This is a genomic window from Methylobacterium sp. UNCCL125 (assembly GCF_900116795.1).
Classification (GTDB): Bacteria; Pseudomonadota; Alphaproteobacteria; order Rhizobiales; family Beijerinckiaceae; genus Methylobacterium; species Methylobacterium fujisawaense.
Map to the genome: position 1 here is coordinate 69134 of NZ_FPBW01000024.1, position 24135 is coordinate 93268.

At 70.5% G+C, this 24135-nt stretch carries 22 protein-coding genes and 1 pseudogene; 15 read left to right on the plus strand and 8 right to left on the minus strand.

Annotation, left to right across the window (positions count from 1 at the left end; genetic code table 11):
- The first annotated feature begins 294 nt into the window (after positions 1 to 294).
- Both BM396_RS22930 and BM396_RS22935 read left to right on the plus strand, forming a co-directional pair.
- A complete protein-coding gene (locus tag BM396_RS22930; protein ID WP_043382852.1) occupies positions 295 to 1926 on the plus strand; it encodes an ABC1 kinase family protein in 1632 nt (543 codons plus the stop codon).
- A gap of 265 nt (positions 1927 to 2191) precedes the next feature.
- Positions 2192 to 3433: a sensor histidine kinase gene (locus BM396_RS22935; RefSeq protein ID WP_043382849.1), complete on the plus strand. Its 1242-nt coding sequence runs from the start codon at positions 2192 to 2194 to the stop codon at positions 3431 to 3433.
- A gap of 21 nt (positions 3434 to 3454) precedes the next feature.
- Here the strand turns inward: BM396_RS22935 and BM396_RS22940 are convergent, their stop codons facing one another.
- Positions 3455 to 3796 carry an Hpt domain-containing protein gene (locus BM396_RS22940; protein ID WP_043354763.1) on the minus strand — a complete coding sequence of 114 codons (342 nt, stop codon included), beginning with the start codon at positions 3794 to 3796 and terminating at the stop codon, positions 3455 to 3457.
- A gap of 508 nt (positions 3797 to 4304) precedes the next feature.
- On the opposite strand from BM396_RS22940, the pseudogene BM396_RS22945 reads away from it, so the two are divergent.
- The 8 genes and pseudogenes from BM396_RS22945 to BM396_RS22980 all read left to right on the plus strand — a co-directional run bounded on the left by BM396_RS22945 (position 4305) and on the right by BM396_RS22980 (position 11898).
- A pseudogene (locus tag BM396_RS22945) lies at positions 4305 to 5275 on the plus strand (ATP-binding cassette domain-containing protein).
- Positions 5272 to 5595 carry a low molecular weight protein tyrosine phosphatase family protein gene (locus BM396_RS22950; protein ID WP_043382846.1) on the plus strand — a complete coding sequence of 108 codons (324 nt, stop codon included), beginning with the start codon at positions 5272 to 5274 and terminating at the stop codon, positions 5593 to 5595. The pseudogene BM396_RS22945 and the gene BM396_RS22950 overlap by 4 nt, the downstream one beginning before the upstream one ends.
- Positions 5596 to 5793: 198 nt before the next feature.
- The gene (locus tag BM396_RS22955) at positions 5794 to 6579 is read left to right on the plus strand and encodes a YfdX family protein (RefSeq protein WP_043382842.1); all 786 of its coding nucleotides are present in this window, start codon (positions 5794 to 5796) and stop codon (positions 6577 to 6579) included.
- A gap of 72 nt (positions 6580 to 6651) precedes the next feature.
- On the plus strand, positions 6652 to 7005 hold the full coding sequence (locus BM396_RS22960; RefSeq protein ID WP_051976074.1) for a hypothetical protein: 354 nt from the start codon (positions 6652 to 6654) through the stop codon (positions 7003 to 7005).
- Positions 7006 to 7142: 137 nt separating this feature from the next.
- The gene (locus tag BM396_RS22965) at positions 7143 to 7346 is read left to right on the plus strand and encodes a hypothetical protein (RefSeq protein ID WP_043382839.1); all 204 of its coding nucleotides are present in this window, start codon (positions 7143 to 7145) and stop codon (positions 7344 to 7346) included.
- A 236-nt stretch (positions 7347 to 7582) separates the two neighbouring features.
- Positions 7583 to 9046, plus strand: coding sequence for a sensor histidine kinase (locus BM396_RS22970; RefSeq protein WP_043382836.1), 1464 nt, complete (start codon positions 7583 to 7585; stop codon positions 9044 to 9046).
- Positions 9031 to 10431: a sigma-54-dependent transcriptional regulator gene (locus tag BM396_RS22975; RefSeq protein WP_043382832.1), complete on the plus strand. Its 1401-nt coding sequence runs from the start codon at positions 9031 to 9033 to the stop codon at positions 10429 to 10431. The genes BM396_RS22970 and BM396_RS22975 overlap by 16 nt, the downstream gene beginning before the upstream one ends.
- A 147-nt stretch (positions 10432 to 10578) precedes the next feature.
- Positions 10579 to 11898, plus strand: a complete 1320-nt coding sequence (locus BM396_RS22980) for an MFS transporter (RefSeq protein ID WP_043382829.1) — start codon at positions 10579 to 10581, stop codon at positions 11896 to 11898.
- Positions 11899 to 12001: 103 nt separating this feature from the next.
- Here the strand turns inward: BM396_RS22980 and BM396_RS22985 are convergent, their stop codons facing one another.
- Complete coding sequence (locus BM396_RS22985) at positions 12002 to 12220, minus strand: hypothetical protein (protein ID WP_043382826.1); 219 nt, start codon at positions 12218 to 12220, stop codon at positions 12002 to 12004.
- Between the two features lie 170 nt (positions 12221 to 12390).
- Between BM396_RS22985 and BM396_RS22990 the strand changes: the two genes are divergently transcribed.
- The 3 genes from BM396_RS22990 to eda all read left to right on the plus strand — a co-directional run bounded on the left by BM396_RS22990 (position 12391) and on the right by eda (position 16336).
- Positions 12391 to 13512: a type II asparaginase gene (locus BM396_RS22990; RefSeq protein ID WP_043382823.1), complete on the plus strand. Its 1122-nt coding sequence runs from the start codon at positions 12391 to 12393 to the stop codon at positions 13510 to 13512.
- 339 nt (positions 13513 to 13851) lie between these two features.
- Complete coding sequence (gene edd, locus BM396_RS22995) at positions 13852 to 15678, plus strand: phosphogluconate dehydratase (RefSeq protein WP_043382820.1); 1827 nt, start codon at positions 13852 to 13854, stop codon at positions 15676 to 15678.
- A 22-nt stretch (positions 15679 to 15700) separates the two neighbouring features.
- On the plus strand, positions 15701 to 16336 hold the full coding sequence (gene eda, locus BM396_RS23000; RefSeq protein WP_170867496.1) for a bifunctional 4-hydroxy-2-oxoglutarate aldolase/2-dehydro-3-deoxy-phosphogluconate aldolase: 636 nt from the start codon (positions 15701 to 15703) through the stop codon (positions 16334 to 16336).
- 205 nt (positions 16337 to 16541) lie between these two features.
- On the opposite strand, the gene BM396_RS23005 is transcribed toward eda, so the two are convergent.
- Together BM396_RS23005 and BM396_RS23010 are read right to left on the minus strand one after the other, a co-directional pair.
- Entirely contained in the window at positions 16542 to 18653 is a 2112-nt protein-coding gene (locus BM396_RS23005; protein WP_043382818.1) for an ABC transporter ATP-binding protein/permease, read from the minus strand.
- A 149-nt stretch (positions 18654 to 18802) separates the two neighbouring features.
- Positions 18803 to 19120: a hypothetical protein gene (locus tag BM396_RS23010; protein ID WP_043351228.1), complete on the minus strand. Its 318-nt coding sequence runs from the start codon at positions 19118 to 19120 to the stop codon at positions 18803 to 18805.
- Positions 19121 to 19410: 290 nt separating this feature from the next.
- Between BM396_RS23010 and BM396_RS23015 the strand changes: the two genes are divergently transcribed.
- Together BM396_RS23015 and BM396_RS23020 are read left to right on the plus strand one after the other, a co-directional pair.
- Positions 19411 to 20043 (plus strand): 2OG-Fe(II) oxygenase, encoded by a 633-nt coding sequence (locus BM396_RS23015; RefSeq protein ID WP_043382815.1) that lies wholly within the window; start codon positions 19411 to 19413, stop codon positions 20041 to 20043.
- 22 nt (positions 20044 to 20065) lie between these two features.
- Positions 20066 to 20752, plus strand: a complete 687-nt coding sequence (locus tag BM396_RS23020) for a hypothetical protein (RefSeq protein WP_043382813.1) — start codon at positions 20066 to 20068, stop codon at positions 20750 to 20752.
- Positions 20753 to 20761: 9 nt separating this feature from the next.
- Here the strand turns inward: BM396_RS23020 and lpxB are convergent, their stop codons facing one another.
- The 4 genes from lpxB to fabZ are packed head-to-tail and all read right to left on the minus strand — an operon-like array spanning position 20762 to position 24103.
- Positions 20762 to 21940: a lipid-A-disaccharide synthase gene (gene lpxB, locus BM396_RS23025; protein ID WP_043382810.1), complete on the minus strand. Its 1179-nt coding sequence runs from the start codon at positions 21938 to 21940 to the stop codon at positions 20762 to 20764.
- A complete protein-coding gene (lpxI, locus tag BM396_RS23030; protein ID WP_043382807.1) occupies positions 21937 to 22800 on the minus strand; it encodes an LpxI family protein in 864 nt (287 codons plus the stop codon). Before lpxI ends, lpxB begins: the two co-directional genes overlap by 4 nt.
- Before the next feature lie 11 nt (positions 22801 to 22811).
- Complete coding sequence (gene lpxA / locus BM396_RS23035) at positions 22812 to 23630, minus strand: acyl-ACP--UDP-N-acetylglucosamine O-acyltransferase (RefSeq protein ID WP_043351218.1); 819 nt, start codon at positions 23628 to 23630, stop codon at positions 22812 to 22814.
- Entirely contained in the window at positions 23627 to 24103 is a 477-nt protein-coding gene (gene fabZ, locus BM396_RS23040) for a 3-hydroxyacyl-ACP dehydratase FabZ (protein ID WP_043351216.1), read from the minus strand. The genes lpxA and fabZ overlap by 4 nt, the downstream gene beginning before the upstream one ends.
- Between the last annotated feature and the right edge of the window lie 32 nt (positions 24104 to 24135).

A 24135-nucleotide genomic window follows, 5' to 3' on the forward strand; every position in this document is an offset into this window, starting at 1 on the left:
ACGCGTTCCGGATGCCGGCATCCCATCCCCGAACGGCGCCTGGACAGTGGGACGTCGGACCGCCCGTGCGCCCCCACTCGCACGCGCACGGGATCGACTCTGTCGCGGACGGCGCGGCTCTCCTGATCGTCCGCATCCGGCACGGGCGGCGGGATCGGGAACGCGCCCCCGCCTGACGCCTGCGGCGACGGCTCTCTCGGCCGCGACGGGCTTCCTGGGGTTCGCGACCGCAAAAAAGTCCTTATGCTCGTGCTGTCCGGACGCCCAATCCCGTCCGACCGGATCGCCCCACTCATGCTGAAGACAGCCTTCGTTGCCGCCCGCGACCGTCAGCGGCTGTCCGAGATCGCCACGATCCTGATCGGCTTCGGCGTCACCCGCGTCGTGGACCGGCTCGGCCTGCGCTACCTGCCGCTGGTGCCGCGCCGTCAGCCCCGGGTCGACGTCACCCGCCTGTCCGAGCCCGAGCGGCTGCGCCGGGCGATCGAGGCGCTCGGGCCGACCTTCATCAAGTTCGGGCAGGTCCTGGCCAGCCGGCCGGATCTCCTGTCGCCGGCCTGGACCGAGGAACTGCAGAAGCTCCACAGCCAGGTCGTCCCGGTGACGTGGGAGCAGATCGGCCCGCAGCTCGAACTCGATCTCGGCGGCTCGCCCTTCGAGGTCTTCGCCGAGTTCGACACCAACCCCATCGCCTCAGCCTCGATCGCCCAGGTCTACCGGGCACGGCTGCACTCCGGCGAGGACGTGATCGTCAAGGTGCTGCGACCGAACCTGCGCAAGATCATCGAGGCGGACCTGCGTCTGATGGCGCACGGCGCCCGCATCGTCGAGAACGAGTGGCCCGACATGGCCCGCTACCAGCCGCGGGAGCAGATGCGCCATCTGGCCGACGGGCTGAACGGCGAGCTCGACCTCTTGAACGAGGCCCGCAACTGCGAGCTGCTGGCCCAGATCTTCGAGGACCGCGACGACATCGTCTTCCCGAAGATCCACTGGGAATACTGCTCCGAGCGCGTGCTGGTGCAGGACTTCATCCACGGCATCCCGCCCAACGACGAGGCGGCCCTGCGCGCGGCGGGCATCGACAAGAAGCTGCTCGCCCAGAAGGGCACCGACGCGTTCCTGCAGATGGCGCTGATCGAGGGCGTGTTCCACGCCGATCCGCACCCCGGCAATATGCTGGCCCTGCCCGGCAACAAGATCGGCTTCATCGATTTCGGCATCATCGGCCGGCTGTCGCAGCGGCGGCGCTCGCAGCTGCTCGTGCTGATCGGCGCCATGCTCAAGCAGGATGCCGACGGCCTCATGGCCGTGCTCCTCGACTGGACCGGCACCAGCAACCCGGACCTGACCCGCCTCCAGGTCTCGGCCCAGTCCTTCGTGGAGAGCCACTCGTCGATTCCGCTGAATCTCGGACTGGTGCTCACCGACTTCATGAACATGGCCCGCGAGAACGACCTCGCCATGCCCACCGACCTCGCCATCCTGTTCAAGGGGCTGGTGACCGCCGACGGCGTGATGCGCCACCTCGACCCGAACTTCGACCTGTTCGCCGCCGCCGGTCCCACGGTGCGCGCCAGCATGCAGACGCAGTTCTCGCTCTCGGCCCTCAAGCAGAAGGCCGAGGCTCTGGGCGTGGGTCTGTATGGCGCCGCCTCGGAGCTGCCGACCCTGATCCACCTGATGCTGGTGCGCCTCAAGCAGGGGCGCGTCACCGTCGAGATCGAGGTGAAGGGCCTCGACAAGGTCACCCGCGGCATCGAGCGCGCCGCCGCGCGGGTCGCCGTGGCCCTGGTGGTTGCGGCCTTCGCCACCCAGCTCGCGCCCCGGCTGATCGACCTCGGCACCCCCGTCTTCGTCTCGATCGGATTAATTATTTTCATTCTGGGGATCGGCTGGCTCGTGCTGCTGATGCGAAATAAGTAACCGTCTTCGCGCCTGCACTCGGCGATTAAAACCGTCTCACCTGCGACCGAATACCGTACTCGTTTGATTATCCCGCGCGCCATGCTAGCGTGACACGTCCAGCGATTCGCTTGGCTGCGAGTGGCCAGACGGCACCAGAAGCGGTTCAGACCGCCAGTGCCGCTCGGGCTCCGACTTCGCGTCGCCGCGCCGCGTGATCGGGAGACCTCCGGCGGTGCGCCTTGCACGGGCGCCCCGTCGCGACGACGAGGGGGGAAGGCGGGCGATGGATGCGGACATCGTACGGCCGCGGATCGACGGGGTGGAGTGCCACGTCGAGACGCTCGAAGCGGAGAACATCCGCCTGCGCCACTTGCTCTCCCAGGCCACAACGCAGGCGGACCGGGAACGGCAGCGGAGCCGGCGGCTCGGTCGGATCGTCGAAGCGGCGAGCCGTGTCGAAGCCGGGCGCCTGGCGGCCGAATGGATTGCGACGCCGCACAGGCCGACATTCCGGGGAACTTCCGGGCTCGGCTCGGCGATGGCACCACGCGCCACCGACCGGCTGCTCCCGTCGGGGTCACAGCAAGCCACAAACGATTTCCTGGAACTGCTGGACCGTGACGGGTGCCTGATCACCGCCAGCGAGGACGGCCCGGCCCTGTCCGCCGCCGCGGACGAGGCGGAGGCGATCGGCCGGCCCTGGATCGAGGCCTGGACGCGCGCCGAGGATCGGGAGGCCGTGGCCGCGGCCCTGGACCGGGCGCGGATCGGACGCCCGAGCCGGTTTCAGGCCCAGTCGGAGACCGGCGGCACGATCCGGTGGTGGGACGTGGCCGTCACGCCGATCGGCGCGGCACCGGACCGGCCCGAGCGCATCCTGGCCGTGTCACGCGATATCACCGAGTTGAAGCTGACCGAGGCGAACCAGACGCTGCTGATGCAGGAACTCGCCCATCGGATGAAGAACACGATGGCCATGGTCCAGGCCGTCGCCACGCAGACGATGCGCAACGCGCCCTCGCTGGAGGCGGCCGGCGAGGCCTTGGCCGCGCGGCTTCTGGCCCTGGCCAAGGCCCACGACGTCCTGCTGCAGGGCTCCTTCGCCCGGGCTTCACTGACGGGCCTGGTCGAGGGGGCCGTGTCCCTCCACGGGGACGGCGTGGCGGGCCGCTTCCGCATCGCCGGCCCCGATCTGACGCTCGGCCCGCGGCACGGCATGACCCTGGCGCTGATGCTGCACGAGCTCGGGACCAACGCGGCCAAGTACGGCGCGCTGTCGGTGGCCGCAGGCTGGGTCCGCATCACCTGGAACGTCGCGGAGGCGGCGGGCGGGCAGACGCTCCGGTTCCGGTGGGAGGAGAGCGGCGGACCGCCCGTCACGCCTCCGACCCGGACGGGCTTCGGCACCCGTCTCATCGCCCGCAGCCTCGCCCACAGCTTCGGCGGGACCGCCCACCTGAGCTATCCCCGCGAGGGCGCGGTGCTGACCTTCGAGGCGCCCCTCGACGCCGTGATGGCGGCCTGATCCGGACTTTGGTGCCCGGCGCTAGGCGCTGAGCCGGGTCTGCGCCCGCAGGTCCCGGAGGGCCGCGATCGTCCGGTCGCGCAGGGTTCTGAGGTCGATCAGCGATCCAGTCAGATCGTCGCCGGCCTTGGCGGATTCCTCGAGGCCGCGGCAGGCCCGGGACAGCTCGGCGCAGCCGAGCATGCCCGACATCGAGACCAGCGTATGCGCCTCGCGGCCGTAATCGTCATTGGCGCGATCCGGCCCCTCGAAGGCGGTGGTGAGACTGACGACGAACCGGTCGAGGAGGCCGACGAGCTTCTCCGCGCCGATGACGGCCGTGAGTTCATCGAGCGCGTCCCGGTCCACCAGGGAGTGCGACACCGTCCGTCTCCAATTGCGGATGCGTCGCAGCAATCAAGAAGCGCGCAACCAGGTCGTTGGCCAGAGGCCAGACTTGCACAGACATGTTTACACCGGCCTGCGTCAGCTTTTCAACAAAGCGTGACCGGTTGGCGCCCTCATCGGGACGGGTCCCGGCGCGCCGGTCGGCGCGAGGCGGCCGCCCAGTCGACTGAGAAGCGCTCCGGGCGCGGCGCAACCCACATTGGCACGACCGTGCGCCGCGCGTTGCGAATCAGTTCGGGCTCTCCTAGCCTCGGGAACTGTCGCGCTGGCATCGGGAGGGAGCTGCATGAGTGCTCTGTTTGCCGTCCTCCCCGCAGGACTTGACCGCGCCCCCGTGCGGGTCGGCTAAACGCTTCCCGCTTTCGCCCGGCCCCGCTGCCCGGCGCTCCTGAATACACGCCCGTCTCATTTCGCCGGCGCGCATCCTTCGCAATGGTGCGCCCGCGTCTCTCGGAGCCGACGCCTGCCCGCGTCGGGCACATGCATGTCTCTGTCCTCGCCCCGGCAGGCGGACGCGGTCCGTCGCGTCCTGGCCTTCGTCGTCCGCAGCTGGCACAGGCGCTGGCCCCTCGTCGCCGGTCTTACCGGCGCGATCACGCCCGCCACCCTGGCGGAAGTGTTGCTGCCGCTCTACGCGGGCCGCTTGGTCGACGCCCTTTCGGGAGCGAGCGCCGCGCAGCACTGGAGGCGGCGTGGCCCGCCTTCCTGGCGATGACCGGGCTCGGCCTCGCCACCGCGGTGCTGCGGCACGTCGCGTGGAGCCTGGTGGTGCCGCTCTCACTGCACACCATGAGCGACATCGTCCGCAACGGCTTCGGCCGGGTCCAGCGCTTCTCCCCGGAGTGGCACGCCAACACCTTCTCGGGCTCCACGGTCCGGAAGATCTCCCGCGGCATGTGTGCGATCGACGGACAGGACATGGCGTCGGCGAGCCAAGCGCGCCTGCGGGCTCAGGTCGCCATCGTGCCCCAGGAACCGGTGCTGTTCCACCGCTCCCTGGCCGAGAACATCGCCTATGCCCGCCCCGGCGCCTCGGCGCAGGAGATCGAGCGGGCGGCGCATCTCGCGAACGCGCACGCCTTCATCGGGCGGCTGCCCAAGGGCTACGCCACGCTGGCAGGCGAGCGCGGGGTCAAGCTCTCGGGCGGCGAGCGCCAGCGCGTGGCGCTCGCCCGCGCCTTCCTGGCGGATATCCTGATCCTCGACGAGGCGACCTCGAGTTTGGATTCGGTATCCGAGGCGCTGGTGCAGGAGGCCATGATCCGACTGATGCGCGGGCGCACCGCCATCGTCATCGCCCATCGGCTGTCGACGGTGCGGGCCCTCGACCGCATCCTCGTCTTCGACTGCGGCCGCATCGTCGAGGACGGCCCCCACGCCACCCTGAAGCGTCGCCCGAACGGGGCGTATCGGGCCCTGTTCGAGCGGCAATCCGTACTGGCGGAGGGCGTGTGAGGATCCTGTTCGTCTGCGGCCGGGCGCGCGCCCGCAGCCCGACCGCAGAGCAGATCTTCGCGCGCGTCCCTGGGATCGAGACGGCCAGCGCCGGCGTGTCGCCCGACGCCGACGAGCCGGTGGACGTCGACCATCTTGCCTGGGCCGAGATTGTCGTCGTCATGGAGCCCGCGCACCGGCGCAAGCTGATGCGGCGCTTCGGGGCACATCTGCGCGGGGTCCGCCTCGTCTGCCTCGATATCCCCGACGCCTACGCGTTCATGGCGCCCGCGTTGGTCCGCCTGCTGGAAGCGCGCGCGGGCCGCTTCCTGCCGCGCTGAGCGCGCGCCGCGGAGGAACCCGCGACGCCGCCGAGGGATCGCCATCGCCGTCCGATGTCCGATGCCGGCAGCCGCATTGCCGTTTTTTAATCTTGCGGACATGCCACCAAATCATCGCCGGTCTATTATCTGAACACGGAATGAATAAGGCCAATGCAGATGAAGGCCTTGTCTCCGGTAATAGAGGGATATTTCATTATGTCCTACCATAAATCCATGGTTGCGGCCCTCGTGCTCACCACAATCGTCGGCGGAACGGCCTACGCGGCGGAGCAGGCGGCCCAGCACAACGGCACGCAGGTCAGCGCGAGCCAGACCGCGATCGACAAGGATGTCGGCAAGCTCTCGAAGGACGGCGCGCAGGGCTTCAGGGATCTCCAGCTTACCCGCCTCGCGATCTTCGAGGCCAATCCCGGCCAGGCCAAGGACATGATCGCCAAGGCTCAGGCGGCCTTCGCGAAGGCCAAGTCCGACGACGCGGTGTTCACCAAGGCCGAGGCCGAGCTCAAGTCGCCGGCCGACATGGCCGCTCACAAGGCGACCGCGCCGGGGGACAAGGCCGGAGCCAAGCCGGCTTCCAGGGAGCAGGTCGCCTGGGTGCCTGTCGACGCGCAGCTGACCTTGGGCGACGATTTCGTGGCCACGCCCACCAAGGCCTCGGCGGTGACCGAGGCGAACAAGAACCTCGCACAGGGTGACCAGAAAGGCGCCTTGGAGAAGCTCAAGCTCGCCCATGTCGACGTCAACTTCACGATGGCAGTCCTGCCGCTGAACACGACCATCGCAAATGTCGACCAGGCGGCGGCGCTGATCGGACAGGGCAAGTATTACGAAGCGAATGCGGCTCTGAAGACAGCCCAGGACAACATGCGCTTCGACGTCATCAATGCGGTCGCGGTGCCCCAGAAGGCGACCGCCGCCGCGGCCGACAAGGGCGCGCCGCAGGCCACGGGCACGACCGCGGGTGCCAAGACCGGCCAGTGAACGACCGCTGATGATGGCCGCGCCCGATGGATCTCAGGCGCGGCCCGGTCGGCACGAACACGGGAGGGTCGCGTGCGGCGATTCTGGATCTCGACCGTCCTGGGACTCGAACTGCTCCTCGGCGGAACCCTGACGGCGTCCGCGCGGGCGTCGGGGGTTCCGGACTTCAATATCCGGGCGATCTGCGCGCCGGAGCACCGGGTGGGATCCAGCGCCGTCGATCGGGCGAGCTACCGGGGTTGCCTGTCCGACGAGGCTGCCGCGCGGCGCACCCTGATCAGGCGCTGGGCCACGTTCGACGTGGCGGAGCGCCGGATCTGTGCGGCGGAGAGCCAGATCGGCGGCGCCCCATCCTACGTGGCGATGCTGACCTGCCTGCAGCTCGGGAGCGACGCGCTGCCGGTCAACCCGTCGGGTCCGCCCTGAGACGACGGCATCCGCGCGACGCCCGCCTGCACGCGCCATGTCGACGCCGCGACGGATCGCACGTCCGTGATCCACGCATGAGGAACCAGCGACATCTCCAAGACGTCCTGCACTATCGATTGAATGGAGGAGGCATCATGTTCAAGACTACGGCACGCGCTGCTCTTTGCCTGGCTTGCGTCTGGTCTATCACGCCCGCTCTGGCGGCCCCGAAGGAGATGCCCCAGGGCAAGCGTGATGAGATGTCGATGAAGGACACCAAGCACGAGGTGGCGATGCAGCGGAAGGAGAATAAGGAAGCCAACAAGAACGTCGACAGCCTGATCACGAACCGCAAGTGAGCGGTCGCGTTCCCGTAGACGACTGACTGTCTTGCTACCGAGAGGAACACCGGACGCGGTGCTCCTCTCCCGGCGGTACCGGGGCTGGCTCGGGACGGCTCGCGCGCGGGGCACTCGGCATCGCGGCCCGCGTGCGGTCTTCGAGTGGTCACCGGGCCGGGCCTTGGCTTAGGGATGGGTCCGGGCGCGCACGGCGCCGCCGCAGGAGCCAGCGCCATGCCCGGTCGGACTTCGTCGTGACGGCCTACAGCCTGCGCGCCCGGCTGCTCGCGCTCTGGGTCCTGCTGCTCGCCTCCGCGGCTGCGACCGCCTACCTGATGTTCGGCGTGTACAATCAATCGACCGGCGTCCAGGTGGCGCAGGCCGATCTCGCGGTCGGGCGCGCCTGCCGCGAGATCATCGACCGCTACGCCGCCCTGGTCCGCGCCCGCGGCCGCGGAATCACAGAGGGCGACCGCGTCGGCACCGTGTCCGCCGCGCTGGCGCGCTTCCCCGGCATCGAGGGCGGGATCTGGAGCGCCTCGGGCAAGTCCGTGGCCTACGCCTATCCGACCTACGAGGGGACCGGACCGAAGACCGACCTTCCGGCGGCCGAGCACGACGCCATCGCGGCATTGAACGCCCAGGCCCTGCGCGTCGACCACGCGGTCTCAGACCGCCGGCCGAGCCGGACCCAGGTGCTGATGCTTCAGGCCTGCCCCCTGCACGGGCCGGAGGCCGGCCTCACCGCGTGGGCGATGGCGCGGGCGCATGTCAACGACGGCCCGACCTACACGCGCTTCCTCGCCGGGCTCGGCTTCCTGGCCGCGACCGTGCTCGGATCGGCGGCCTTCCTGGGCTGGTTCCTGTACGGCTTCTCCGGGCGGATCGCCCGCCTGGAAGCGGCACTCGCAGCGCCGCGCCCGGACGGCGAGGATCTGCCGCATCTCGACCGCACCGGCGAGCGGGAGCTCGACCGGCTGGTGGACGCCCTCAACGCCGCAGGCGGTCGGCTGCGGGAGGCGCAGTCCCGCATCGTGGCGACCGAGCGCTTGGCCGCGGTCGGCCGGCTGGCGGCGAGCATCGCCCATGAGATCCGCAATCCCATCGCGGCGATGCGGCTGAAGGCCGAGAACGCCCTGGTCAGCGGCGATCCGCACCGCGCCGCCTCCGCCCTCGAGACGGTGCTCGGCCAGATCGCCCGGGTCGACACTTTGCTGCGCGATCTCCTCAACCTGACGCAGGCGCGGGCGCTCAACCGGACTCCCACGCCGGTGGCGCCCCTCCTGGCGGAATGCGCGCATCTGCACGAGGATCTGGCGCACGCGCGCTCCGTTCGGGTCGCGATCGCCGCCGACGGACTGCCCGCCACGGACCATCCGCATCTCGACCGGGCGCAGATCACCCGGGCCCTCGACAACCTGCTGCTGAACGCCCTGCAGCACGCGCCGCCGGGCGGCCGGATCCGCCTCGGGGCCGAACGGCTCACGGCCGACGGCGCCTTGCGGCTGCGCCTCAGCGTCACCGATACCGGCGCCGGCATCGATCCGACGATTCGCGCCAGCCTGTTCGAGCCCTTCGTCACCAGCCGGCCCGACGGCACCGGCCTCGGCCTCGCGATCGTCCGCGAGATCGCCCTGGCGCATCGCGGCGAGGCCAGGCTGGTCGCGGACGCCCCCGAGACCACCTTTGTCCTGGATCTGCCATGGCAACCATCCTGATCGTCGACGACGACATAGCCCTGCGCGACGGGCTCGCCGAGACGGTGACCGATCTCGGACATACACCGGTCCCGGTCGCGTCCGGCTCGGAGGCGCTGGCGCGGCTGCACGAGGGGCCGGTGGCGGCGGTGCTCCTCGACCTGCGCATGCCCGGCGACCTCGACGGCATGGCCACGCTGGAGCGGATCCGTGCCCTGCCGGAGCCCCCGCCCGTGACGGTGCTGACCGCCTTCGCGAGCCCGGCCAACACCATCGAGGCGATGCGCCTCGGCGCGCACGACCACCTCACCAAGCCGATCGGCCGCGCGGACCTCGCCGCGGTGCTCGACGCGATGCTGCGCGAGGCCCGGGTCGATCCGGGCAGCGCCGCCCCGCCGCCGGAGCATCCGGTTCTGATCGGATCGAGCGCGGGCATGCGGAAGATCCAGAAGACCATCGGCCTCGTCGCCGACAGCGCGTCGACGATCCTGATCCAGGGCGAGACCGGCACCGGCAAGGAAGAGGTCGCCCGGGCCCTGCACGCCTTCTCGCGGCGCCGCGCGCGGCCGTTCATCCCGGTGAACTGCGCGGCGATCCCGGCCGATGCCCTGGAGAGCGCGCTGTTCGGCCATGTCCGGGGGGCCTTCGCGGGCGCGATCGCGGACCGCGCCGGCGCCTTCCACGAGGCCGAGGGCGGCACCCTGTTCCTGGACGAGATCGGCGACATGCCGGCGGCGATGCAGGCCAAGATCCTGCGGGTGATCCAGGATTGCGTCGTGACCCCGCTGGGGGGGCGGTCCACCCGGGTCGATGTCCGCCTCGTGGCGGCGACGCATCGCGACCTGCCGCAGCTGGTCGCCGAGGGTCGGTTCCGGGCCGATCTGTTCTACCGGCTGAACGTCGTACCGATCACCCTGCCGCCCCTGCGTGAGCGCCTCGCCGACATCGTGCCCCTGGCCGAGCATTTCCTCGTGCCCTCGGGCAAGCGCCTCAGCGGCGGAGCCGCCTCGCGCCTGCTGGCCTACGAATGGCCCGGCAACGTCCGGGAGTTGCGCAACGTCGTGGAGCGGGCGGCCATGCTGGTGCGCGGTGGCGCCATCGCGGCCGAAGCGATCGACCTGCCGGCGGCGCGGACCGACCGGCGTGGCGGCGATACGGCGGACAGCTGGCTGGCCGGGGATCTGCCCGGCGCCGTCGCCCGCCTGGAGCGGACCATGATCGCCGCCGCGCTCCGCGAAGCCGACGGCAACCGCGCCCGCGCCGCCCGCCGCCTCGGCATCCAGCGGCAGCTCCTCTACGCCAAGATCGAGCGCTATGGCCTCGCTGCGCCAGGGGCCGATCTGTCGGAAGAGACGACAGAAGCTGTCGGGAATCCGGACGCTGCGCGGGACATCGACCCGAGCTGACGCCTCTGGGACCGGAGAAGCGTTCACATCCGGCGTGAGGACTGCCGCGGCCGGGAACCGTTGGCACGCGCGGGCGTCGAGCCCCGCATGCGACGGCGCGGCCCGGATCGGGACCGGGCCATTCGTCGATCGGGGGATCGCGGCGGGATGGACAGGATCGAGACAGGCGCGGGCGCGCGCAGCGCCCGGACTACCTCCGCGAAGGCTTTGCGCGGCCTCGACGCGCTCAACTTTTTCCTCGCGGACGTGCGTGACGGCCTCGGCCCCTACCTCGCCATCTACCTGATCGCCGTGCGCGGTCCCGACGAGGGCTGGAACGAGGCCACCACCGGCCTCGTGATGACCATTGCGGGGATCCTCGGCCTCGTAGCGCAGACGCCGGCCGGGGCGCTGATCGACGCCACCAACCACAAGCGCGCGGTGGTGATCGGTGGTGCCATCGCGGTGACGGCGAGCTGCCTCGTCCTGCCGTTCATCACCAACTTCTACCTCGTCACCGCCACCCAATCGATCGCCCACGTCGCCGGCACGATCTTCCCTCCGGCGCTCGCCGCGATCACCCTCGGCCTCGTCGGCCCGAAAATGTTCGCCAAGCGGATCGGCCGCAACGAAGGCTTCAACCATGCCGGCAACGCGGTCTCCGCCGCGCTGGCGGGCGGTCTGGCCTATTTCTTCGGGCCCGTGGTCGTGTTCTGGCTGATGGGCATCCTGGCGGCGCTCTCGATCGGCGCCATGCTGATGGTGCCGGCTGACGCCATCGACAACGACCTCGCCCGGGGCATGACCGAGGAGGAGGAGCAGGCGCAGGAGAAGCCCTCGGGCCTCGCCACCCTGCTGCAGAACCGGGCGCTGCTCCTGTTCGCCGTGCTCTGCGCGATCTTCCACCTCGCCAACGCGGCGATGCTGACCTCGGTGGGCCAGCTCCTGACGCACCTGTCGGGCAAAGACCACGCGACGTCGCTGATCGCGGTCTGCATCGTGGCGGCGCAATGCGTGATGGTGCCGGTGGCGATCTTCGTGGGCGCCAAGGCCGACGTGATAGGCCGCAAGCCGATCTTCCTGACCGCTTTCGGGATCCTGGCGCTGCGCGGCGTGCTCTACACCCTGTCGGACAACCCGTTCTGGCTGGTGGGCGTGCAGCTCCTCGACGGGATCGGCGCCGGCGTCTACGGCGCGCTGTTTCCGATCGTGGTGGCCGACCTGACCCGCGGTGGCGGCCGGTTCAACGCGGCCCAGGGCGCCGTGGCCACGGCTCAGGGAATTGGCGCCTCGTTGAGCGCCACGCTCGCCGGCGTCATCATCGTGTCCGCCGGCTATTCCACCGCCTTCCTGGCGCTGGCGGCCATCGCGGCGCTCGGCTTCGTCCTGTACTTCGCACTGATGCCCGAGACCCGTGGCGCGGTGCGCGCGGGCAGCGAGCCCGAGAGCGGCGGGGGCAGGACCCCGGCTGTGCCGGTGCGCGCCTGAACGCGGCGCTTCGACCCCGAAGCCACGACGGCTTCTGCCGTCCGTGTCGATGCCTGGCGCCGCAGGCGAAGCCGAAAGCGGCGCCGTTCCTGTCGGCCGGGCCTTACGACACCGCGGCCAGCTCCGGCGCAGCCGTCGCCGTAGCCGGGTCGGTCGCCTCCGGCGGGGTTTTCCGCGAGACGTAGTAGATGTCGACGGCGCGCCAGAAAGCCCCCTGCTCCTCCACCGAGCGGCGGGCGAGGGACGCCTCAAGGATCGACATCGCGGCCCGTGCGGGCTCGCTCCGCTCGAGTTCCTCGAGCAGGCCGGCGAGATTCAGCATGGGGCTTACCTCCGAGCGGACAACAACCCCAACTAACGCCCGAGCGGGCGTAACGATCCGCCGCGCCCTGCATGTCCGAGCCCTGCATGATCCTTGCCTCGGACCGAGGCGCGGCTACCATCCCCGCGTCGAGTCCGACTCGTCCTCCCGTCCACCATCGAGGATTTCCGATGTTCTCCTGCCGAAGCGGTGCGGCCCTACCCCTGCGCGGAGCGATCTTCGCCCTGGCCCTGGCCGGCGGATTCGGGGCGGCTCCCCTCGGCGCCCGCGAGATGCCCGAGTCCGGCACCGCCGCAGCGGTGAAGAAGCCGAACGTCGTGATCCTCGCCACCGGCGGCACGATCGCCGGCGCCGGCGCCGATGCCGCCAACAGCGCCACGTACACGGCCGCGAAGGTGCCAGTCGACAAGCTGATCGCGGCCGTGCCGCAGGTGAACACCATCGCCAATGTCCGCGGCGAGCAGGTCTTCCAGATCGCCTCCGAGAGCTTCACCGACGCCCAGCTCGTCCAGCTCGGCAAGCGCGTGTCCCAGCTTCTGAAGCAGGATGACGTCGACGGCGTCGTCATCACCCACGGGACCGACACCCTGGAGGAGACCGCGTTCTTCCTCGATCTCGTGGTGAAGAGCGACAAGCCGATCGTGGTAGTCGGCTCGATGCGGCCGGGCACGGCGATCTCGGCGGACGGTGCCCTCAACCTGCTCGACGCCGTCACGGTCGCCGCCAGCAAGGGGGCGGTCGGCCAGGGCGTCACCGTGACGATGAACGACTACATCCAGTCCGGCCGCGACGTGAACAAGCGGACCAACATCGTGCCCAGCGCCTTCTACAGCCAATGGGGGCCGCTCGGCATGGTCGTCGAGGGCAAGACCTACTTCTTCCGCTCGCTCACGAAGCGGCACAACATGAGCTCCGAATTCGACATCGACCAGATCGACAGCCTGCCGCTGGTCGGCATCGTCTACGGCTCGGGCAACATGATCCCGGGCGTTTACGATGCCGAGGTCCAGGCGGGCGCCAAGGCGATCGTCAACGCCGGCACCGGCAACGGCTCGGTCCCCGGCTACCTTGTCGACAAGCTCAAGGACATCCGCTCCAAGGGGACGCTCGTGATCCGTTCCTCACGGGTGCCGGACGGATTCGTTCTGCGCAACGCCGAGCAGCCCGACGACAAGTACGACTGGGTGGTCGCCCACGATCTGAACCCCGCCAAGGCCAAGGTCCTGGCGGCCGTGGCGCTTACCAAGACGACCGACACCAAGGAGTTGCAGCGCATCTTCTGGGAGTATTGAGGGTCGGCGACGGACGCGTGCCGCCCGGGTCGCAGGCGCGGATTCCGGCGCCGCTGCAACCCGGGCGGTCCCATCAGCTGCGCCTCATTCTGAGGTGCGGCGACGTCGTCTCGCAGGAGCGCTCAGGCGAGCCGCCCGATGCCTGGAGCGCCCCGGCGCCTCAGGATGAGGCCGTGAATTGGACGCCGGCTCCCGAAATGGCCGGGCGCTCCCGCGCGCCGCCCGGGTTACATCCCGCGGTGCACTCCTTAGATACCAGCCACCGACGCGGCCGCCGGACCGAGCCCGAATCACGGCCTCAGCCCCGCGCCCATCGGCACCGAGCCTGGAGGAACGAGAATGACCGAGCTTCATCCCGAGGTCGCGGCGGTCACCGAGCGCGTCGTGGCGCGCTCCCGCGAGACCCGGCGCGCCTATCTCGATCTGATCGCCCGTGAGCGCGAGTCGGGGGTCCGGCGCGGCAAGCTCGCCTGCGGCAACCTCGCCCACGGCTTCGCGGCCTCCGGTGAGGACAAGGCGGCGATCCGCGACGAGCGGACGGTGATGAACATCGGCATCGTCACCGCCTATAACGACATGCTCTCGGCTCATCAGCCCTACGGGCGCTATCCGGACCAGATCAAGCTGTTCGCCCGGGAGCGCGGGGCCACCGCGCAGGTGGCGGGCGGGACGCCGGCCATGTGCGATGGCGTCACCCAGGGGCAGACCGGCATGGAGCTGTCGCTGTTCTCCCGGGACACGATCGCCCTGTCCACCGCGGTGGCCCTGAGCCACGGCATGTTCGACGGCGCGGCGCTCCTCGGCATCTGCGACAAGATCGTGCCGGGCCTGCTGATCGGCGCGTTGCGCTTCGGCCACCTGCCGACGATCCTGATCCCGGCCGGGCCCATGCCCTCCGGCCTCGCCAACAAGGAGAAGCAGCGGATCCGCCAGCTCTACGCCGAGGGCAAGGTCGGCCGCGCGGAACTGCTCGAATCCGAGTCGGCCTCCTACCACGGCGCCGGGACCTGCACGTTCTACGGCACAGCCAACTCGAACCAGATGATGATGGACATGATGGGCCTGCACATGCCCGGCGCGTCCTTCATCAATCCCGGCACCAAGCTGCGCCAGGCCGTGACCCGGGCGGCGATCCACCGGCTCACCGAGATCGGCGCAGCCGGCAACGATTACCGGCCGCTCGGCCTGTGCGTCGACGAGAAGGCGATCGTGAACGCCGCGGTCGGCCTGCTCGCCACCGGCGGCTCGACCAACCACGCGATCCATCTGCCGGCCATCGCCCGCGCCGCCGGCATCGTGATCGACTGGGCGGATATCGATCGCCTCTCCAGCGCGGTTCCGCTGATCGCCCGCGTCTATCCGAACGGCTCCGGCGACGTGAACCACTTCCACGCGGCCGGCGGCATGAGCTTCGTCATGGCCGCGCTGCTGGATGCCGGCCTGCTGCACGACGACATCCTCACCGTGGCGGGCCAGTCGCTGCGCGACCACGCCCGCGATCCGAAGCTCGCCGGCGAGGAGTTGGTCTTCGAGGACGCCGTGCCGGAGAGCCTCGACGACGCGATGCTCCGCCGGCCCGCGAACCCGTTCCAGCCGGATGGCGGCATGCGGCTGGTGAAGGGCAATCTCGGCCGGGCGACGTTCAAGACCAGCGCCGTGGAGAAGCACCGCCGGACCATCGAGGCACCGGCCCGGGTCTTTTCGGATCAGGACGATGTGCTCAAAGCCTTCAAGGCCGGCGAGCTGGAGCGGGACGTCGTGGTGGTGGTCCGCTTCCAGGGCCCGAAGGCCAACGGCATGCCGGAGCTGCACAAGCTCACCCCGCCGCTGGGCGTGCTGCAGGACCGCGGCCACAAGGTCGCGCTGGTGACCGACGGGCGCATGTCGGGGGCGTCGGGCAAGGTTCCGGCCGCGATCCACCTGAGCCCCGAGGCGCTGGGCGGCGGTCCGATCGGGCGGATCCGCGACGGCGACATCGTCCGCCTGAGCGCGGCGGACGGGCTGCTGGAGGTGCTGGTCGATGACGCGGAGCTCGCCGCCCGGCCGGAAGCCGAGGCTCCGGAGCCGGCGCAGGGCACCGGTCGGGAATTGTTCGCGTTCATGCGCCAGGGGGCCGATACGGCGGAGCGGGGCGCCTCGGCGATGCTCGCCGCCGCCGGTCTCTGAGTTCATAGAGGAGGTGCCGACCATGAATGATCTGACCAGCATCGACGCGCTGATGCGCTCCGTGCCCGTCATTCCGGTCCTGGTGATCGACGACGTGGCTCAGGCCCGGCCCATCGCCGAAGCCCTGGTGAAGGGCGGCCTGACCGCCCTGGAGGTCACCCTGCGCACTCCGGCCGCCCTCGATATCATCCGGGAGATGACCCGGGTCGAGGGCGCAGTTGTGGGCGCCGGGACGGTGCTCAACCCCCGCGACCTGGAGAACGCCCTGGGGGCGGGGGCGGAGTTCATCGTCTCGCCGGGGCTCACCGACCCGCTGACCGACGCCGCCAAGGCCAACGGCGTCCCCTATCTGCCGGGCGTCGCCACGGCGGCCGACATCATGCGCGGGCTCGATCACGGGCTCGACCGGTTCAAGTTCTTCCCGGCCGAGGCCGCGGGCGGGATCAAGGCGCTGAAGGCGCACGCGGCGGTGTTCGGCGCGGTGCGGTTCTGCCCGACGGGTGGGATCACCGAGGCGACCGCCCCCGACTGGCTGGCGCTCCCGTCCGTGCTCTGCGTCGGCGGCAGCTGGGTGGTGAAGCCCGGCACGCCCGATCCGGCGGCGATCGAGCAGGCAGCCCGGGCCGCTGCGGGGCTGCGGACAGGAGCTCACCGCTAAATCGCCGCATCCGAAGGGCGACCCTCCTCCCTCGCGGGGGAGGGAGAGCCGCGGCGTCTCCGGCGTCTCCTGCCGATCCCGATAGATGTCGCCGCCAGCCGGTGCGGCGGATGAAGATCGTGCGTGTCCCGGAGACGCTGGCGTCCGGCGGCGACGTTTAGGCTCGCAGCCCTCTGCCGCCGAAGGCGCGCTGCGGCGCCGCCCGCTACTCCGCCGGCAACGCCTCCCGCCGCGCCCGCGGCACGAACACACCGCCCTCCGGCTCCAGCGTGATGCGCCGCTCGTGGAACGCGTCCAGCGTCGAGCGGTGGCCGATCGACACGATCGTCGTCCCGGGCAGGCGCTCGCGCAGCATCCGGTAGAGGGCCGCCTCGGAGGGTTCGTCGAGCGAGGCCGTCGCCTCGTCGAGGAACAGCCATTCCGGCTTGGACAGAAGCGCACGGGCGATGGCCAGCCGCTGCTGCTCGCCCCCCGACAGCCGCCGCTCCCAGGTGTCGGTCTGGTCGAGGTGGTCGACCAAGTGCGGCAGCTGGGCGGCCGTCAGCGCATCCTTGATCGCCGCGTCCGAGAACTGATCGGTCGTGTTCGGGTAGACCACGGCGCCACGCAGTGTCCCCTGGGGGATGTAAGGCCGCTGCGGCAGCACCAGCGCCGACTGCCCGGCGGGCACGTCGACCCGGCCCTTGCCGAACGGCCAGATCCCCGCGATCGCGCGGAACAGGGTCGACTTGCCCGAGCCGGAGGGACCCGTGACCAGGGTCGCGCCGCCCCGCGGCAGGGTCAGCGTGTCGGCGGTCACGATCGGGCGCCCGTCCGGCAGGGCGAGGACGAGTCCGCGCGCGGTGACGTCGCCCGTGCTCTCGTTGCCCTGGATCAAGCCGTAGCCTGCGGCCTCGAGGGCCTCGGCCTTGGTCATGGCCCGGCGGAAGGATCCGAGACGGTTGGTGTTGGCCTTGTAGGCCGCCAGCGTCGTGTAGGAATCCACGAAGAACGACAGCGAACTCTGCACCTGGCTGAAGGCCTGCGAGGTCTGCTGGAGGGCACCCAGCGTGATCTTCTTGGCGAAGAAGGACGGGGCCGCCAGCACCATCGGGAAGATCACGCTCGCCTGCCGGTAGCTGAACGTGAAGGCGATCAGCTTGATGCGGCGGAAGATGATCCCGACGTAGTTGTCGATGACGCTGTGGAACAGCGTCGAGAGCCGCGAGGCCTCCGCCCGCTCGCCGCGCAGCAGGGCGATCTGCTCGGAGTAGATGCGGTTGCGGGCCAGCGCGAAGCGGAAATCGGCCTCGACCCGCTCCTGCCGGAAGTCGAGCCCGATGAGCGGCCGGCCGATGAGGTGGGTGAGCCACGTGCCGACCACCGCGTAGGCGATCACCAGCCAGACCAGGAAGCCCGGGATCACCGTGTCGGTGAACGGCACCACGAAGTCCCGCGACAGGGTCCAGAGGATCACGATGAATGAGACGAGCTGCGCGGCCTGGCTCAGCAACCGGATCGACAGCGTCGTGGTCTGCACGATGAAGCTGTTGACGTCGGCCTGGATGCGCTGATCCGGGTTGTCGGCCTCCTCGTCGGTGAACGGGATCCGGTAATGGGTGCCGTTGCCGAGCCAGCGCTCGTACAGGCTGTGCGTCAGCCACGTGCGCCAGCGGATCAGCAGCGAGGAATCCACGAACAGGTCGAACATGCCGATGGCGATGTTCAGCGTGGCCAGCGGCACGAACACCCAGAGCAGCTGATACCAGAAGGCGTTCGCGTCGTATTCCTGAAGCGAGTTGTAGATGTCGCGGTAGAAGAAGTTGAACCGCAACGTCAGCGCAACGTCGGCGAAGTTCACGAAGATCGACAGGGCCACGAGGTTGCGGCCGATCCGGCCCTCCGTGGTGCCGAACCACCGGAACAGGCCGATCTCCTTGGTGGGCTTGTCGCGGTTGGCGAAATACGGGTCGGCGATGTTGGTGATCGCCCGGATCGGCTCGAGATGCGAGATGCCGAGCACGATGGCGGCGAAGACCACCGCACCGGTGGCGGCGAAGGCGGGCGGCAGAAGCGCCGCGATCACCGGCGGCAGCAGGCCCATGGCGGCGATCGTCTTCGATCCGGCCAGCAGCAGGTAGCCGACGCCGTAAACCGAGACGAAGACCTTCAGGTAGGCCGAGATGCCGTTCGCGGCGATCAGGATGCCCGCCATGGCGAAGCCGGCGAGCGAGACATAAAGAGGCGGGCTCGGAATACCGGGAAATGCCAGCAGGATCAGCGCGGCCAGAGCCGTGAGCACGGCCTGGATTCCCAGTCCGGTCCTGAGTGCTGCCACGCGTCGATCCCCCATCCGTGCGCGCCCACTGGGGACGCCGCCGGCGGCCTTGACCCCGGCTGATGGCCAGATAGTGGCACTTGCCCCGGGCTGTCGCGTGAAACTTTGGTCACGTTCCGACGGTGCGGCGATTTACGCGGTCGGCGCGGCTACCAGTTCCATTCCTCGAAGCCCGGCTCGCGGCAATGATAGCCGATCGGGCATTGCGGGTTGTCGCGCGTGGGGGCGAAGCGCAGCTCGGCGATCTCGGAGGCGCTGCATTGGCCGGGATTGCTCACGAAACGCTCCGGGGCCGACCCGGCGGCGATGACGACGTCGCCCTCGTTCCTCACCAGGGCCATGGCCTCGGAGCAGGTCATGCGGGCCGTCATCGAGCCGCGGGGCGGCCGCGACTGCGCACGGGCCTCCAACCCGACCGCAACGACGGCGAGGTGGCTGAACAGCAAGGCGAGGGCCCACGGCCTCATCGGGAACGGGTTCCGGTACGCACCCGGGAAGAAAGCCCGCGGGTCTGGCACCATCCTGCACAAGCGGACCGCCCGAGACTGTCACCGGAATGCGCCACCGGGCCGCTTTCGCCGTCGGACCGCCGCAATCGGCGGATTAGGAGATTCCGGGATTGCCGAAAGCCGCTTTAGATTTGTGATCGTGGACGCCTGCGCGGCGACCCGGGCACGATGGCTCGACCGGCCCTCCGGCACGCGTCTCCGTCGCCCGGCGTGCCGGCCGACCGGCGCCGGAGTCAAGGGACCCAGCGATGTCCGCTCTCTCGATCCTCGACATCTCCGCCGTGCGCGCCGCGCCCGTTTCCCACGAGCCCTACGCCTACACGCTCGGCAGCAACGTCCTGAAGCCCGACGCGATCGACGACATCCGCCGCGACTTCCCCGAGATCGCCAAGCCCGGCTACCTCACGGTCGACGAGGTCGCCCTGAAGGGCCGGTTCAAGGCGCTGATCGACGAGCTGGAGAGCGACGCCTTCTCCAAGATCCTCGGGGAGAAGTTCGGCATCGACCTCGTCTCCTGCCCGCGTCTGACCACGATCATGCGGCGCAGCCAGCTCAAATACGGCTCGATCCACACCGACGGGCCGTCGAAGGTGCTGACGCTGCTCGTCTACATGAACGACGCCTGGGACGCCCCGGCCGCGGGGCGCCTGCGGGTGCTCTACGACGGGCGCAACTACGAGCCCTTCGCGGTCGAGGTGCCGCCCACCATGGGCACGATGTTCGCCTTCCTGCGGGCGGAGAATTCCTGGCACGGCCACGAGCCCTTCGAGGGCGAGCGTCGGGTCGTGCAGGTCGCGTGGCTCAGGGACGCATCGGAATTGGAGCGCAAGCGCAAGCGCAACCGTACGGCGCAGTTCCTGAAGGGTATCTTCGGCCGCTGATCGAACGAGAAGGGGGCGGACCATGGGTGCGGTCGTGCTGGCGGATCCGGGCGGCGGGGCGCGTTCCGGCTCCTGGCGTCGCTTCGCCCTGCCGGCGCTCCTCGTCCTCGGCTGGGTCGGCCTGTTCGCCTACAGCGCGGCCTACCTGACCGAGGACCTGCCGTTTCGCCCGACGGCGCCGGAGGCCAGCCCCTCCGCGGGGGGCGCCGCCGGTCCGCGCGCCACGGCGCGGCGGGTCGTGATGCTCGACGCGCCCGACCCGGGTGCCCCTGCGGAAGATCCGCCCGGCCAGACCGCCATGGCGGCGCCCACGGCGCCGCCGCCGCCCCAGGCGGCCACCGCGATGCCGGGCGCCGCGGCGAATGCCCGTCCGGCGCCGCACCCCGCCCCGGCCCCCGCCCCGACCCCCGTGGCGGCCGAGTATGTCGGCGTCTGGGGGCCGACCCCCGAAGCCTGCGGGACCCGATCCCGGCGCCGGGGCTACATCCCGGCCACGATCACGCAGGATCGCGCCCGCGCCGGCCGCACGATCTGCCTCTTCCACGACATGCGACGGGTCGGCAGCGCCTGGGTCGCCGCCGCCGAGTGCAGCGTCCGTGGCCGGCGCTGGTCGTCGCAGGTCCGCCTGCTGGTGGATGGCGAGCACCTGACGTGGTCGAGTAATCGCGGGACATCGACCTACACCCGCTGCAGTCGCCGCGCCGGCTGAGCGGCCCCGTCACGCCCTCGGATCGGACGCGTGGCGCTCTGCGGCGCGCAGGACGATGCGCGCGGCGGCCCGGCTCGGCGTGTCATTCGCGGCGAGCCGCATCAGCCCGTCGATCCGGGCGAGGGCAGCGAGCTGTGCGTCGCGGCCCGCACCGCCTGCCAGGAGCGACCGCACGGCGCCTGCCAGGCGCTCCGGCGTGCAGTCGGCCTGGACGAATTCCGGCATGGCGTTCTCGGCCAGGATCAGGTTCGGCAGCACGATGCTCGGGACCTGGATCAGCCGGCGGGCGATGAATTCCTCCGCCCGCGAGACCTTGTAGGCGACGACCATCGGGACGCCCGCGAGGGCGAGTTCCAGCGTGACCGTGCCAGAGGCGGCGAGCGCCGCCCGGGCCTCCCGGAAGGCGGCGTATTTCGGCGCCTCGCCGGTGACGATGCGGACGGGCACCGTCCACTCCGCGGAAAGCCGCTCGATCAGCGCCCTGTGACGCGTCACGGCGGGCAGCACCGCCTCGACCGCGAGGCCTTCCGCCACCCGCGCCAGCGCCGCACCGAAAACCGGCATCAGCCGCTCGATCTCGGACCGGCGGGACCCCGGCAGCAGCACGAGGCTGTAGGGAACGGACTCGCGCCGCCGCTGCTCGGATGCGGTGGGCCGCAGTTCCGGAAGGCGCTCGATCAGCGGGTGTCCGACATAGGTGCAGGGCGGCCCGCCGAGCCGCAGATGCGCGTCCGGCTCGAAGGGCAGCAGGGCCAGGACGTGGTCGATGAACGGTCGCATCCCCTTCGCCCGCCAGGGCCGCCACGCCCAGACGCTCGGCGACACGTAATCGATGATCGGGATGCCGGGGGCCACCTTGCGCACCCGCCGCGCCACCGCGTGGGTGAAACCCGGACTGTCGATGATCACCAGCACGTCCGGCCGGGCGTCGACCGCCGCCGAGACGGTTTCGCGGATGCGCCGGAGCAGGGTCCGGGCCCGGGCGAGGACCGGCAGATAGCCCATCACCGCCACGTCATCGAGGGGGAACAGGGATGCGAACCCCGCCTCCGCCATGGCCTCGCCGCCGACGCCGCCGAAGACCACGTCGGGCGCCGCCTCGCGCAGGGCCCGCATCAGCTTGGCGCCGAGCTGATCGCCGGAATCCTCGCCGGCCACGAGCCAGATGGTCCGGGGCCGGCCGGTCACGGCGTCCCTCCGTAGCCGACGACGAAGAGACCGAGGCGGTCGGCTTCCGCGGCCGTGGCCACCCGGTCGATGACCAGGGTCCCGCCGGCCTCCAGCGCCAGGCCGACGCAGCCTGCCTGGGCCGCGTTGCGCACGGTGCGCGGTCCGATGGCCGGGAGATCGATGCGGCGGTCCTGGCCGACCTTGGGAGCCTTCACCAGCACGGTGGCGGGCATCGCCCGGCCGAACCCGAACGGACGGCGCCCCAGGGCCCGCGCCCGGGCCAGCATGCGATCGGTGCCCTCCGGCCCCTCCACGGCCAGGATCCGGTCACCGGCCAGGGCCACAGCCTGTCCCAGATCGTAGGGCGAGAGGGCGTCGAGGACCCCGCGCCCGGCGCGGATCGAGGCGGCCGCCTCGGCATCCGGAATCCGGCGCCCGAGGGGCCCCTCCGGACAGAGCAGGTCCGGCGCGGCCTCGTGGACGCCCACGACCCTGTGGCCGTCCTCTTCCACCAGCGTGACGGCGGCGCGCAGGAGGCGGTCGTCGCCCCCGCCGGCGATCGCCCGCAGGGCCTCCCGGTTGCGCAGGGCGGCTCCGGCATTGAGGATCGCGGCCGGGCTCGGCCGTGAGACGCCGCCGGCCGGTACCACGACCGCCGGCCCCCAGCGCCGCAGAAGCTTCAGGGTGGCGGCGAGGTCGAGCAGGTCGACCGTGGCGTCGGCACTGGCTCGCAGGGTCGCCCCCGTGAAACCGCGCAGGGCGATTACGCGGAAGGGCCGGCGCGCCCGGCGCAGCGACTCGGCGACGAGTTCCGGCAGCCGGCCGGCCCCGGCGATCAGAACCAGGGTCCCCTCGGGGTGCGGATCGGCCTGGGTCACGGCCCGGCCGCTCAGGCGGCGCTGATGGGCGTCGGGATCTCGCGCGGCGTGCAGATCGAGCGCTTGCCGCCGAGGCGGATGAAGTCGAGGATCTCGCGGACCGCCGCGTGGGATTCGAAGGTCGCGGCCACGTCCTCCACCCGCTCCATCAGCGTGCCCTCGGGCGCGAAGAGCAGGCGGTAGGCGCGCCGCAGGGCGTGGATGTCGTCGCGGGCGAAGCCGCGGCGCTGCAGCCCGATGATGTTGAGCCCCGACAGGTAGGCCCGGTTGCCGAGCACCATACCGTACGGGATGCAGTCGTTCTCCAGGCCCGACAGGCCGCCCACGAAGGCGTGCGCACCGACGCGCGCGAACTGGATCACGGCGGCGCCGCCACCCAGGATCGCGTAGTCGCCGACGCTGCAATGGCCCGCCAGCATCACGTTGTTGGAGAAGATCACATGCGCGCCGACCCGGCAGTCGTGGCCGACATGCGAATTCGCCAGGAAGGTGCAGTGATCGCCGACCACGGTCTCCAGGCCGCCGCCGCTGGTGCCCGGGTTCATCGTGACGCCCTCGCGGATCAGGCAATCGGCGCCGATCGTCAGGGTCGAGGCCTCGCCCCGGTACTTCAGGTCCTGCGGCTGGTGGCCGATCGACGCGAAGGGGAAGATCCGGGTGCGGGGTCCGATCGTGGTGCGGCCCGCCAGGACGACGTGACTGATGAGTTCGCAATCCGGCCCGAGCACGACCTCGGGGCCGACATGGCAGAAGGGGCCGATCCGGGCCCCGTCGCCGATCCGGGCGCCGGACTCGATCACGGCGCTCGCATGGATGAACGGCGCGGTCACTCCGTCACCAGCATGGCGCTGATCTCGGCCTCGGCGACGAGGTTGCCGTCGACCCGGGCCTCGCCGCGGAACCACCACATGGTCCGGCGCTGATTCAGCTTCGTCATGTGGAAGCGCACCTGGTCGCCGGGGGTGACGGGCTTGCGGAACTTGCACTTGTCGATGGTCATGAAGAACACCTGCTTGGTGTTCCGTCCGTCCGCCCGGATGTGGCGGCAGCAGATCGCGCCCGCCGTCTGCGCCATGCCCTCGATCAGGAGCACGCCCGGGAAGACCGGCATGTCCGGGAAGTGTCCCATGAACTGCGGCTCGTTCGCCGTGACGTTCTTGATCCCGACACAGGACTCGTCCCGGTCGATCTCGACGATGCGATCCACCATCAGGAACGGGTAACGGTGTGGCAGCAATTCCAGCAACGTCTGGATATCGGCTATGCCCAGCTCGGTGCCGGTCTCGCGCGCCGCCTCACTCATCGAAATCCGCACCTCGACTTGCCGCCCGGGGC

What these genes read in the sequence shown, in the direction of transcription:
- edd (WP_043382820.1), top strand. Translation starts at nt 13,852, where the DNA reads ATGACCGAGCTTCATCCCGAGGTCGCGGCGGTCACCGAGCGCGTCGTG.
- BM396_RS22990 (WP_043382823.1), top strand. Translation starts at nt 12,391, where the DNA reads ATGTTCTCCTGCCGAAGCGGTGCGGCCCTACCCCTGCGCGGAGCGATC.
- BM396_RS22980 (WP_043382829.1), top strand. Translation starts at nt 10,579, where the DNA reads ATGGACAGGATCGAGACAGGCGCGGGCGCGCGCAGCGCCCGGACTACC.
- BM396_RS22985 (WP_043382826.1), bottom strand. Translation starts at nt 12,220, where the DNA reads ATGCTGAATCTCGCCGGCCTGCTCGAGGAACTCGAGCGGAGCGAGCCC.
- eda (WP_170867496.1), top strand. Translation starts at nt 15,701, where the DNA reads ATGAATGATCTGACCAGCATCGACGCGCTGATGCGCTCCGTGCCCGTC.
- BM396_RS22930 (WP_043382852.1), top strand. Translation starts at nt 295, where the DNA reads ATGCTGAAGACAGCCTTCGTTGCCGCCCGCGACCGTCAGCGGCTGTCC.
- fabZ (WP_043351216.1), bottom strand. Translation starts at nt 24,103, where the DNA reads ATGAGTGAGGCGGCGCGCGAGACCGGCACCGAGCTGGGCATAGCCGAT.
- BM396_RS22955 (WP_043382842.1), top strand. Translation starts at nt 5,794, where the DNA reads ATGTCCTACCATAAATCCATGGTTGCGGCCCTCGTGCTCACCACAATC.
- BM396_RS22935 (WP_043382849.1), top strand. Translation starts at nt 2,192, where the DNA reads ATGGATGCGGACATCGTACGGCCGCGGATCGACGGGGTGGAGTGCCAC.
- BM396_RS23010 (WP_043351228.1), bottom strand. Translation starts at nt 19,120, where the DNA reads ATGAGGCCGTGGGCCCTCGCCTTGCTGTTCAGCCACCTCGCCGTCGTT.
- BM396_RS23020 (WP_043382813.1), top strand. Translation starts at nt 20,066, where the DNA reads ATGGGTGCGGTCGTGCTGGCGGATCCGGGCGGCGGGGCGCGTTCCGGC.
- BM396_RS22965 (WP_043382839.1), top strand. Translation starts at nt 7,143, where the DNA reads ATGTTCAAGACTACGGCACGCGCTGCTCTTTGCCTGGCTTGCGTCTGG.
- BM396_RS23015 (WP_043382815.1), top strand. Translation starts at nt 19,411, where the DNA reads ATGTCCGCTCTCTCGATCCTCGACATCTCCGCCGTGCGCGCCGCGCCC.
- BM396_RS22975 (WP_043382832.1), top strand. Translation starts at nt 9,031, where the DNA reads ATGGCAACCATCCTGATCGTCGACGACGACATAGCCCTGCGCGACGGG.